General features: G+C 67.8%; 9 protein-coding genes. 5 read left to right on the top strand and 4 right to left on the bottom strand.

The window, feature by feature from the left end; translation table 11 throughout:
* Together AC36XV_RS02205 and AC36XV_RS02200 are read right to left on the bottom strand one after the other, a co-directional pair.
* The coding region (locus AC36XV_RS02205) for a molybdopterin cofactor-binding domain-containing protein (RefSeq protein WP_492202036.1) at positions 1–1,228 on the bottom strand (1,228 nt) is incomplete at its 3' end.
* Entirely contained in the window at positions 1,225–1,689 is a 465-nt protein-coding gene (locus tag AC36XV_RS02200; RefSeq protein WP_492202035.1) for a (2Fe-2S)-binding protein, read from the bottom strand. The genes AC36XV_RS02205 and AC36XV_RS02200, both read right to left, overlap by 4 nt.
* 234 nt (positions 1,690–1,923) lie before the next feature.
* On the opposite strand from AC36XV_RS02200, the gene AC36XV_RS02195 reads away from it, so the two are divergent.
* The 4 genes from AC36XV_RS02195 to AC36XV_RS02180 all read left to right on the top strand — a co-directional run bounded on the left by AC36XV_RS02195 (position 1,924) and on the right by AC36XV_RS02180 (position 8,554).
* Positions 1,924–2,259: a hypothetical protein gene (locus AC36XV_RS02195; protein ID WP_492202034.1), complete on the top strand. Its 336-nt coding sequence runs from the start codon at positions 1,924–1,926 to the stop codon at positions 2,257–2,259.
* A gap of 346 nt (positions 2,260–2,605) precedes the next feature.
* Positions 2,606–3,730 carry a hypothetical protein gene (locus AC36XV_RS02190; RefSeq protein ID WP_492202033.1) on the top strand — a complete coding sequence of 375 codons (1,125 nt, stop codon included), beginning with the start codon at positions 2,606–2,608 and terminating at the stop codon, positions 3,728–3,730.
* 305 nt (positions 3,731–4,035) lie between these two features.
* Complete coding sequence (locus AC36XV_RS02185) at positions 4,036–5,421, top strand: efflux RND transporter periplasmic adaptor subunit (RefSeq protein ID WP_492202032.1); 1,386 nt, start codon at positions 4,036–4,038, stop codon at positions 5,419–5,421.
* A 4-nt stretch (positions 5,422–5,425) separates the two neighbouring features.
* Positions 5,426–8,554: an efflux RND transporter permease subunit gene (locus AC36XV_RS02180; protein WP_492202031.1), complete on the top strand. Its 3,129-nt coding sequence runs from the start codon at positions 5,426–5,428 to the stop codon at positions 8,552–8,554.
* A gap of 43 nt (positions 8,555–8,597) precedes the next feature.
* Here the strand turns inward: AC36XV_RS02180 and AC36XV_RS02175 are convergent, their stop codons facing one another.
* Positions 8,598–9,203: a DUF2238 domain-containing protein gene (locus AC36XV_RS02175; protein WP_492202030.1), complete on the bottom strand. Its 606-nt coding sequence runs from the start codon at positions 9,201–9,203 to the stop codon at positions 8,598–8,600.
* Between the two features lie 282 nt (positions 9,204–9,485).
* On the opposite strand from AC36XV_RS02175, the gene AC36XV_RS02170 reads away from it, so the two are divergent.
* Positions 9,486–10,076, top strand: a complete 591-nt coding sequence (locus AC36XV_RS02170; RefSeq protein ID WP_492202029.1) for an HD domain-containing protein — start codon at positions 9,486–9,488, stop codon at positions 10,074–10,076.
* 84 nt (positions 10,077–10,160) lie between these two features.
* Here the strand turns inward: AC36XV_RS02170 and AC36XV_RS02165 are convergent, their stop codons facing one another.
* Positions 10,161–10,784 (bottom strand): porin family protein, encoded by a 624-nt coding sequence (locus AC36XV_RS02165; protein ID WP_492202028.1) that lies wholly within the window; start codon positions 10,782–10,784, stop codon positions 10,161–10,163.
* Positions 10,785–10,979: the final 195 nt, after the last annotated feature.

Genomic DNA, 10,979 nt, shown 5'->3' with positions numbered 1-10,979 from the left:
TGTGGATCTTCACCTGCTCCGGAGAGAGGCCGAGGATCGCTGCTGCCACTCCCTGGTCGAACGTCTGAAACTGCGTGCCGGTCCAGATCTCGCAGCCGTCCGAATCGATCTTCACCGTGCAGTTCAGCGGCTCCATGGTCGCGTGGGCCAGATAGGGGACGAAGAACTCGCCGCCCACGGTCTGCGCGGCGCCATCCAGCGCCGACGCAACGTCGCCCGCCTCCTCGACCGTCACCCCCGGCGTGGCCGAGAGCTCCACGAATTCGGCGCGCAGCGCGTCGGTGTCGACGTCCGCCGCCGGTCCCTCGTTCCATTCCACCTTCAGGGCTCGCTGGCCCCGGGTGGCCGCCCAGAAGTGGTCGGCCACCACCGCTATACCGCTCGGCACCTCGACGACTTTCCGGACGCCGGGCACGGCGAGCGCCTCGCTCGCGTCGAACGACCCCACGGTTCCGCCGAAGGTCGGCGGGTGCGCGACGACGGCCGTGAGGAGGCCCTCGATCTGGACGTCGATTCCGAACTCCGCCCGGCCCGAGATCTTCTCCGGCGTGTCGAGCCGCTTCCTCGGCGTGCCGATCACGCTCCAGTCGCCGGGGTCCTTGAGCGGCACGGCATCCGCTGCCGGCGGCTCGAGCCCTGCCGCGGCCTCGGCCAGCTCGCCGAAGGTCGCTTCGCTGCCTCCACCCCGGACCACGCCGTTCGAGACGGTGCACTCGCCCGGGCTCACCCCGAACCGGCGCGCCGCCGCCTGCACGAGCATCACGCGGGCCGTGGCTCCGGCCTGGCGGTAGCGATCGAACTCGGACGGGGTGCTGGTGGATCCGCCGGTCGCCTGGATCCCGAACAGCGGGTTCGCGTACGCGGGATTCGCGGGAGCGTTCTCACACCGGATCGAGCGCCAGTCGCAGTCGAGCTCCTCGGCGATCAGCATCGGAAGCATCGTCCACACGCCCTGGCCCATCTCCGAGTGCGCCAGCACCACGGTGACGGAATCGTCGGTGCCGATCCGCAAGTACGCATTCGGCGCGAACGGCCCCGCGGCTCCGGCTACCGCCGCGGCCAGGCGACGGGCTCCGGGAACGTGGAAGGCGATCACCAGGCCGCCCGTGGCGGCCGCTCCGGTCTTCAGGAAGTCGCGGCGGGAGGGACCGGTGCGGTCCGCGTCCACCGTCCGGCCGGCGTCATCCGCCCGACCGGAGTCCGTGCTCGGCATCGGTCGGATCTTCATCGGTCACCTCCCCGGCTCAGCTCGGCCGCCCGCTTCACGCCGGCCCGGATCGCGTCGTAGGTACCGCAACGACAGATGAGGCCGTTCATGGCCTCATCGATCGCCGCGTCATCCGGCGAAGGGTTCTCCGCCAGGAGCGCGGCCGCGGCCATGATCTGGCCCGACTGGCAGTAGCCGCACTGCACGACGTCCATCTCGGTCCAGGCGACCTGAACCGGATGGGTCGCGTCGTCCGAGAGGCCCTCGATGGTGGTGATCTGCTTGCCCTCGGCCGATCCAACCGAGGTGGTGCACGACCTCCTGGCCTCGCCGTCGATGTGGACGGTGCAGGCGCCGCACAGGGCCATCCCGCAACCGTACTTCGTTCCGGTCATCCCCAGCAGGTCACGGAGGACCCACAGCAAGGGCATGTCGGACGGGGCGTCCACTTCTTGCGCGACGCCGTTGACCATCAGTCTCATGCGGCCTACTCCAGCGGTGAGATACGGGTGACGCCCGCGCGGAGCCGGCGCGGACGTACGATCGCTCCCCAAATTCCGTGTGCGGACCCTGAGCCGTCAAGAAAGGGGCGGAACCCGGCGGCGGAACCCTGTCCCCGAATCGCGGGGTACGGCATGGGGAAGATATCTTCCTGAAGGTCGAGGGCTCCGATTCGGGGGTCTCTCCAGCGATCACGACGGCGCGGGGCGGCGACAATGGACGAACCCGGCAATCGCGAGGAAGAGCGGCGCGAGGGACCTCCCTCCGAGGAGCGCGTGCGCCTCGAGCTCGTGCTGTTCGCCGAGCTCGTCCAGCGCCTCGAGAAGGAGGGTCGGCTTGCCGAGGCTCTGCCTTTCATCCTCCGCCGGCTCGGCGATCTCCGCCGCCTGCTCTTCGACTACGAGGTCCGGGCCACGCAGCGCCTGCTGCCGGTGGAAGACCCGCACGAGCGGGCGGCGCGGAAGCTCCTCGAGGAGATGGAGGAGCGGGGGCGCCGCCTGGCCGAGGAGTGGGGAGACTCGTGGTCTCCGGAGGACGAGGAGGAAGGGTAGGGCTAGTGCACGGCTCCGGCGCTGGCCGCCTCAAACTGTTGGACCCACTCCACAGAACCGGGGCTTTCGCAACGCGCTCCTGTTAAAGCCTCGGTCGCGAAAGTCTCGACTTTCCGGTACATTCGTCTTCCCCCACCCCGTCCGGGTGGAGATGGAACGCTCATTGCTCCCTTACGCTGCTACGGACTGACGCAGCCCCGCCGTCGGCCCTGCTTCATAGGTGAATTTGCTTCGGACTCGCAATCGGCGGAGTCGTTGTTCATCTCCCCGGTCGAGCCCGTCGATCGACCGTTCCTTCGGCTTGGGCTGAGCCTTGCCGTTCCAGTACAGAAGAGGAGCGTCTCATATGAAACGGGTAGCCCTGTTCCTCCTGCTCGTCGTCGTGGTCGGAGCCTGCGGCGACTCCGACACACCCATGGATCCGGCGCGCTTCTACCAGATTCAGAAGATCAGCGGTGACAACCAGACGGGAACGCCGGGTCAGCCACTGGCCGATCCGTACGTCGTCCGCGTGGTCGACGAGGTGGGAGGAGTCGTGGCGGATGTCGACGTCCGGTTCGGCATCGCGGCTGGCGATGGTGGCGCACTCAGCGCCAGCAGCGTCCTGACGGATTCGACCGGAATCGCTTCCGTGATCGCGATTCTTCCCGATCAGGCAGGTGTCACGCAGACGGTGGAGGCTCGCATCGAGTCGAGCACCGAGCCGGTGATCTTCATCTCGCAGACCGGGGTTGCGGCCGGCGGCGGGCGGAACATCCGCATCGTATCGGGTGACGGTCAGAAGGGGATCACCCAGGATACGCTTCTCGACCCGCTGGTCGTGGAGGTCACGGATGAGGAGGGGGTGACGGTGTCAGGGGTGAACGTCCGGTGGGCGGTCGTCAGCTCCAATGGCGGCTCCGTCCGCAGCACACCGACGGTGACGGATGACCAGGGCCTGGCGGAGAACCGGGTCCGCGCCGGAGACGTTCCCGGGGGGTTGGACGAGATCATCGCCTGGATCGAGCCGTCCGATGCATCGCCCGACACGGTGCGCTTCTTTGCCGACGTAACTGGTGTGCCGGACACGATCGTGATCGTGCAGGGCGCCGTGGACACGGATCACGATTATACGACTCCCGAATTTGTCGTCGGGGATACGTCGTTCGTGGCTCGAGGGCACTGGGCCCGCCAGCCATTCAAGGGTGTGGTGCTCGATGCCGATGGGCGGACCGTGCGGGGCGCGACCCTCACGTGGACCGTGACGAACTGGTACGGTGGCGTCGGAATCGAGCCGGACGGTCCGGGTACCGAGACGGTGATGGTGAACACGGCCGAAGACGGCGCCATCACGGTTTGGCGAAAGGCTTCAGATTGTACGCTGGACGACCCCGCTTGTCCCCCGGACGGCACGTGGATCAACGCCACGCTGTCGATCGAGGACTATCCGGACGTCATTCCGATCACTCTCAGCGCGCAAGTGAGACCATAAGGCCTCGAGGGGCGCCCGAATGCGGATCGCGTTCGGGCGCCCTCCGTACTGGCCGACCCCCCCTGAGTGGGCCCCGCCGCCGGGGCTCCTTCCCGATTCGCTGTCTTCCATCTCCCTCTCGCGGTCACCAACTCCGCGATGCAATGATTCGCGGCCCTCGTCTGTTATAGAATCGCGGTGGACGAGCGGGTCCGCTGCTTCCGGTCACCTCCGGGTGGACAGGCGATCGCTGTTCCGTTAAAATACTGGACATAAGTTAAACAAACGTGGCCCGGCCGTGGGTCCGACGCTGGAGTCGAGGATAGATGCACCCCACTAGAGCGCTGTTGTACCCGTTCCGGGCCGTGCTGTCGGCTGCGGCGGTCGTCACCGTCGCCGCCTGTGGCGCCTCCGAGGGTCGTCCCCCCGACAGTGACACGGTCCCCTCCGTCGAAGCGGTGGAGGCGCGCTATGGGGCTCTCCCGCTCCGTGAGCGGCTGACCGGTACGGTGCGGGCTCTCGGGCAGGTGGCCATCTACCCGGAAACGAGCGGGCCGATCGTCGAAGTATTGGCCCAGAACGGAGACCGGGTCGCCGCGGGGGACCCGCTGGTACGGATCCGCGGAGAGGTCACGCGCAGCCAGCAGCAGGGCGCCGAGGCGTCACTGGCCAGCGCCCGGGCCCAGAGGGATCGCGTCCAGGCCACGGTGGATGATCTTCAGCGACGGTTCGACCGATCGGAGTCGCTGGTGGAGGAGAACTTCATCAGCCAGGAGGAGTTCGAGACGCTCCGCACCGACCTGGCGGAGGCTCGCGCCGAGCTGGCGGCGGCCGACGCCCAGGTGCAGGCGGCCGAGGCCTCGCTGTCGGCCAGCCGCGAGTCGGTGCGTCAGACGGTCGTCCGGGCCCCCATCGCCGGCACGGTGGGGCGACGAAGCGCCGAGGTGGGGCAGTACGTCAACACCAACACGGCGCTCTTCACCATCGGACAGCTGGACCGCATGGAGGTGGACGTCCCGATCACCCAGGAAATGCTGAGCCGGATCAAGGTCGGCCAGACCGCCGAGATCCGCTCGGAGAGTCTCCCCGACACCGTGATCACCGCGTCGGTGTCCCGCATCTCGCCTTTCATCGAGCCGGGCTCGTTCAGCGCCGAGGTCCAGATCGACGTGGACAATCCGGACGGCACGCTGCTCCCGGGCATGTTCGTGACGGTGGACGTGCTGTACGGAGAGAGTCAGCAGGCCACCCTCGTCCCGAAGAGCGCCCTGTACGAGGATCCAACCACCGGTCTGACCGGCATATACGTAATGCCCGCCGTGGGACTCGAGGTGTCGATCACCGAGCCTCCGGAAGACTCCGACGAGATGGCCCCGATGACGCCGCCCACGCTGGCGGAGTTCCGACGCGTCGAGGTGCTGGCGAGCGGCCGGCACATCGTGGGCGTGACCGGCATCGAGCCGGGCGCCTGGATCGTGGTGGTCGGTCAGCACCTGCTGGCGGGCCAGGTCGGTGAGGCCGGCGCACGGGCCCGGGTCCGGCCCGTGAGCTGGCAGCGTCTGCTCTCCCTGCAGGGTCTGCAGCGGGAGGATTACCTGAGGCAGTTCATGGAGAAGCAGCAGCGCATCGTGCGGCGCCAGCTGGACTCGATCGGGGTCGCCCCCGCCGGATCCACGGCCACGCCGAGGCGCGCCGCCCGGGTGGGGAGCTGACGCGATGGGCTCCCTTCCGAACCTGTCGATCCGCCGGCCGGTGGCCACGGCCATGGCCTTCCTCATCGTCGTCACGGTGGGGGCCGTGGGGCTGCGCTATCTGCCCGTGGATCTGCTGCCGAAGATCGAGTTCGCTCGCCTCGCGGTCTGGGTCGGATACCCGAACGTCGGCCCCGAGGAGATGGAGTCGATCATCACCGATCCGCTGGAGAATGCCCTGTCCGGTCTCCCGAACCTGGAGCGGATGACCTCCCGGTCCGAGGAGGGGCGGAGCATCGTCAGCCTCGAATTCGCCCGGGGGACGAACATCGACGAGGCGGCGAACGACATCCGGGCCGCCCTCGACCGGCTGCGGGACAACCTGCCGATCGAAGCGACGCCTCCGGGGATCTGGAAGTTCGACCCGAACGCCCGGGAGATCGTCACCATCGCGGCCACGTCGACCCGGGATTTGGAGCAGCTGACCCGCATCCTCGAGCGGGAGATCTCGACGCAATTCGAGCAGATCCCCGGGGTCGGAGCGATCGAGGTGCGAGGCGGCATCTACCGCGAGATCCAGGTGCGGCTCCGCCGCGACCGTCTCAAGGCGGCCGGCCTGACCGCGAGCGACGTCCAGCAGGCGCTGGCCCGAGAGAACGTGCAGCTGCCGGGCGGCAATCTGAAGGAAGGCCTGACGGACCGGTACGTACGCAGCCTCGGGGAGTTCTCCTCGGTGGATGAAATCTCGGCGGCCGTGGTGGCGAACCGGGGCGGCCGGCCGATACGGGTCCGCGACGTGGCCGAAGTGCTGGACGGGTACGAGGACGTCCGCAACCTGACCGAGCTGGACGGGGTGCCGGTGATCCGGCTCGGGATCCAGAAGCAGTCCGGGGCGAACACGGTCGCCGTGGCGGACGCGATCCGCGACGAGGTGGACCGGATCAACGCCGACCGCTCGGACATCGAGCTCATGGTCACCAGCGACCAGAGCGAGTTCATCCGGCAATCGATGAACGCGGTGCAGAGCGCGGCGCTGTGGGGAGGCCTGCTGGCCGTCCTCGTCCTCTACCTGTTCCTGAGGAACGGATCGAGCACCTTCATCATCGCGATGTCGATCCCGATCTCGGTGATCGCCACCTTCGGGCTCCTCTACTTCGCGGGCCTGACGCTGAACCAGATGACGTTCGGCGGTCTGGCGCTCGGGATCGGGCTCATCGTGGACAACGCCATCGTGGTCCTCGAGAGCATCGTGCGACAACGTCAGGAAGGGAACCGGTCCCTGCCCGATGCGGCCCGCATCGGGGCGCGTGAGGTGGCGGGCGCCATCGTGGCGGCGACGCTCACCACCTGCGTGATCTTCCTGCCGGTCGTGTTCATGCGCACGACGAGCGGGCAGCTCTTCCAGACGCTGGCCCTGGTCGTCGTATTTGCCCTGGCATGTTCGCTGCTGGTGGCGCTCACCCTGGTGCCGATGCTGGCCAGCGTGATGCTGACCGTGAAGCCGGAGAGCGCCGCCGACGCAAAGAAGTCCCGCTTCCAGGCGTGGTTCGAGCGGTTCGAGAACTGGTATGCGCGGCGTCTCGACTGGGCGTTTGGGCACAAGGGCAAGGTGCTCGGGACGGCCGCCGCCCTGGTGGTCGCCGCGGCCTTCGCATTTCCGTTCGTGCCGGTGGAGCTGACCCCGCAGCTGGACAGCGACGAGATCGATGTGAACCTGGAGATGGGGCGCGGCATCAACCTCGCCGTGTCCCGGACCTATCTCGAGGAGCTGGAGGCGATGATCCGGCCGATGCTGCCGGCCGGAGACGTCGAGACGGTGGCCACGGAGACCTGGGGCGACCGGGCCTCGATCGAGATCCGGCTGAAGCCGGCGAACGAGCGGACGGTGGACCCGTCGGCGCTGGCCGACGAGATCCGTGCCGCCACCGCGGGACTCATCCCGGGCGGCGAGGTCCGGGTGCAGGCGCAGTCCGGCCTCTGGATCCTTCGCCGGCTGTTCAGCGCCGGTGGCGGGGACGAGGACGTCGAGCTCCAGCTCCGCGGCTACGACCTCGATCAGTCGAAGGCGCTCGCGGACGAGATCGCGCGCCGCATGGAGCGCGCCGAGGGCGTTGCGGAGGCCCGGGTCGGACGCCGGGAGGGTCGGCCAGAGGAGACGCTCGTGTTCAATCGCGACCGGATCTACGACCTCGGCCTCTCGGTGCAGGACGTCGGCCGGGCCATCCAGACGAACGTCGGCGGCAGCCGGGCGGGCTACTACCGGGAGGGCGGAGAGCAGTACCCGGTGATGGTGCGCCTCCGGCCCGAGGACCGGCTCACCCTGCAGGACCTGGACGGCATCGCGGTACGCACGCCGGCCGGGGAGATGATCCCCATCTCCTCGCTCGTGCAGCGCGAGAGCGGCCGCGGCCCGACCGAGATCCGTCGCGTGGACGGCCAGCGGGTGACCTACATCAGCGGCAATCTCGAGGACGGGGTGGCCCTCGGCGACGCGGTGAACCGGGTGCGGGAGCAGCTGGCCGACCTGGTGCTGCCGGACGGCTTCTCCCTCGTGTTCGGCGGCGCCTACGAGGAGCAACAGGAAGCCCGGCGGGACTTCATCATCGCGATTCTCATGGCGCTGGCGCTCGTCTATATGGTCATGGCGGCGCAGTTCGAGCGCTTCCTCGATCCGCTGATCGTCATGTTCAGCGTCCCGCTCGCCCTGGTCGGCGTCGTGCCGACCCTGATGCTCACGGGCACCACGCTCAACGTGCAGAGCATCATGGGCTTCGTCATGCTGATCGGGATCGTGGTGAACAACGCGATCGTGCTCGTGGACTACCTGAACATCAAGCGCCGCGACTACGGGCTCCCGATCCGGGAGGCGGCGATCGAATCGGCACGGCTGAGGCTCCGTCCGATCCTCATGACCACGCTGACGACCGTGCTCGGCCTTACGCCTCTAGCCCTCGGCCTCGGGGTGGGCGCGAACCTGCAGGCGGCGCTCGCCCGAGTGGTGATCGGCGGCCTGCTGGCCTCGACCCTGATCACGCTCGTGCTGATCCCGACCCTGTACCTGAGCGCGCACCACGGGCTGGATCGAGTGCAGGCGTTCGCGGGGCGGCGAGCCCGCCGGAGCGAGCAGCCGGAGATGGCGGAACTCACGGGCTGAGGCCCGGGGACAGTCGTGCCGGAGAGCGTGCCTTCGGGACCGTCTACCGTCTCGCGAACACGCGGATGAGCAGCACGGCGGTCGCCGCTCCCACCGTATTGGCGACGAGGTCCCATCCGGTGTTCACGTAGCCACCCACGTTCGTCTCGGGCATGGTGAGCGTGGCCACGAATTCGACGACCTCGTTGAGGGCGCCGAACCCGAGTCCCGCAGCCGCGGCGAGCGTGAGGAGCCCGAACGTCGGCATGGGGGCGTGCCCTGACCTGTGGGTCATGGCGCTGCTCAACCCCTGCCAGCACACCCACGTGGTGACACCGAAGCCGTAGGCGTGGACGATGTGGTCGTACTTCAGCCGTTCCGGTATCAGCCAGAGCGTGTAGAGCACGCGACTCTCGGCATTCACCGGCCACCCCGCGGGTACCGTGAGGAGCCCGCCCGCCATGTGTGCCAGCCCCCACAGGCTGAGCGCCCACAGGGCGCCCGTGCTGACCTCGATCGACCGGTTCACGGCCCACACCACGCCGATCAGTACGCACATCACGGCGATATAGAAGAGGAACTCGCTGTTCCCGGATCGCAGACCGGCGACGAGCGCGACCGCGAGGTATCCGAAGGTGAAGGCCGCCACCGGCCTCAGTCTGCGCTCCATGCGCCGCTCCTGTTGATCGGGTGCCGGACCGAAAACCGGACGGTGAAGGCCGATCCAGCATAGCCGAACCCTCGGAGGGGAGGCAATCGGGCGGCTCATCAGTTCCGGTTCGGTCTGGACGCTGAGAGGGGGAGGGAGAGGGGGTGGCAAACCGGGCACTGCGGGTTGAGGAAGATATCTTCCCGAAATTGACAACCCACTTTTTTGGCAACCGTTTGTGCGTCATCATGTCACAACGGCTCGAAGTCCGCTCAACGTTCATCATCGACTTGTTGAGGTGACATGCAGGAGATGCAGGAAACGCCGCTTCGCCTCGTGCTGGAGGCCCTCGCGTTCGCCGCGGCGAAGCACGACGGACACACGCGAAAGGGGCAGAACTCGAGCCCCTACATCCACCATCCGATCGACGTGGCCGTACGTCTCGTCCGGGCCGGCGTCGACGACCCGAACGTCCTCGCCGGGGCGCTGCTGCACGACGTGGTCGAGGATACGGACGCGACGCTCGACGAGGTCGGTGAGCGCTTCGGCCCGCGGGTCCGGGATCTCGTGGATGCGCTGACCGATGACAAGAGCCTCCCCCAGCGGGAACGGAAGCGCATGCAGGAGCTTCACGCTCCCGGCCTGGATCCGGACGCGAAGCTCATCAAGATCGCCGACAAGACGAGCAACGCATGGGACGTGGGGTTCGATCCGCCCGAGGGGTGGTCCGTCGAGCGGCGTCTCGAATACCTGGATTGGGGGGAGAGAGTCGTCGCCGGCTGCCGGGGAGTGAACGCCGCCCTGGAGGCGAGTTACGACGAGGTGCTGGCGGCGTCCCGGGCGCGGGTGAAAGAGGATGCTGAGGTGGGAGCCGGGAACGGCCGGAAGACCTGATCGATAACGAAAGAGAGGCGCCCCTCACGGAGCGCCTCTCTCGAACCGCTCGGCCGGTGATCCCGGCCGTACTTCCTGGAGCTCTTAGTTCCCGAGCGCGAAGCCCACGCCGCCCTGGAAGGTCCAGCCCTTGTTCTTCAGGTCGTTCAGGAACGCGCCATCGTTGATGTCGCTGAAGCCGAAGTTGTAACGGCCGTCGACCCACAGAGAGATGGACCCGAGATAGATCGCCACGTCCGCACCGGCGATCCCGTAGAAATCAGTGCTCTTCACCTCGTCCTTGCAGTCGAAGCCGTTGCTGTCGCAGGATGTGTTGAATGCCATCGCGGCGCCCGCGAGGACGCTCGGCTTGAAGATCCCGAGCGGGATTCCCGCCTTGATCACGGCAGGGAACTCGAGGTAGTCGAGCTTGATCTCTCCCTCTCCGGTGAAGTCCGGATCGGTCGACGAGGAGGCCTTCACGCCCTTCTGGGCGTACTGGCCGGCGATCTGGAGACCGAGGATCCCCATGTCGTAGTTGAGGAACACGCCACCGGCGAACCCGGTGCGGTTGCTCTTGTCGAAGGTCGCATCGGCGTCCCAGGACGCGCTGGCGACCGAAACACCGCCGCGGACACCGAGCTCGGCGCCCATCTGGGCTTGGGCGTTGGACGTGACCAGAGCGAGGGCCACGACCGCCGCGAGGGTGGAACGTACGAGATAACGCATATGACTTCCCCCTGTGATTTTGCGTTCGAGCGGGACATCGTGCGACGAATAGGCGCACGCACTCGCGCCAAGGAATACCTCCCCCGGCCGGGTGGCGCAAGAGCTTGCAGCTCAGTGCGATGACTCGAAAGCGGGGTCGCGAAGCCGTGGCATCGGCCGGGACGGAGCCGGCCCGGCGGGTCTGGCGTGTCTTCA

It is taken from the genome of Candidatus Benthicola sp. (genome assembly GCF_058719085.1).
Note: the sequence above shows the minus strand (reverse complement) of the source record. Positions and strands in the feature narration are given on the sequence as shown.

What these genes read in the sequence shown, in the direction of transcription:
- AC36XV_RS02185 (WP_492202032.1), top strand. Translation starts at nt 4,036, where the DNA reads ATGCACCCCACTAGAGCGCTGTTGTACCCGTTCCGGGCCGTGCTGTCG.
- AC36XV_RS02170 (WP_492202029.1), top strand. Translation starts at nt 9,486, where the DNA reads ATGCAGGAGATGCAGGAAACGCCGCTTCGCCTCGTGCTGGAGGCCCTC.
- AC36XV_RS02190 (WP_492202033.1), top strand. Translation starts at nt 2,606, where the DNA reads ATGAAACGGGTAGCCCTGTTCCTCCTGCTCGTCGTCGTGGTCGGAGCC.
- AC36XV_RS02195 (WP_492202034.1), top strand. Translation starts at nt 1,924, where the DNA reads ATGGACGAACCCGGCAATCGCGAGGAAGAGCGGCGCGAGGGACCTCCC.
- AC36XV_RS02180 (WP_492202031.1), top strand. Translation starts at nt 5,426, where the DNA reads ATGGGCTCCCTTCCGAACCTGTCGATCCGCCGGCCGGTGGCCACGGCC.
- AC36XV_RS02165 (WP_492202028.1), bottom strand. Translation starts at nt 10,784, where the DNA reads ATGCGTTATCTCGTACGTTCCACCCTCGCGGCGGTCGTGGCCCTCGCT.
- AC36XV_RS02200 (WP_492202035.1), bottom strand. Translation starts at nt 1,689, where the DNA reads ATGAGACTGATGGTCAACGGCGTCGCGCAAGAAGTGGACGCCCCGTCC.
- AC36XV_RS02175 (WP_492202030.1), bottom strand. Translation starts at nt 9,203, where the DNA reads ATGGAGCGCAGACTGAGGCCGGTGGCGGCCTTCACCTTCGGATACCTC.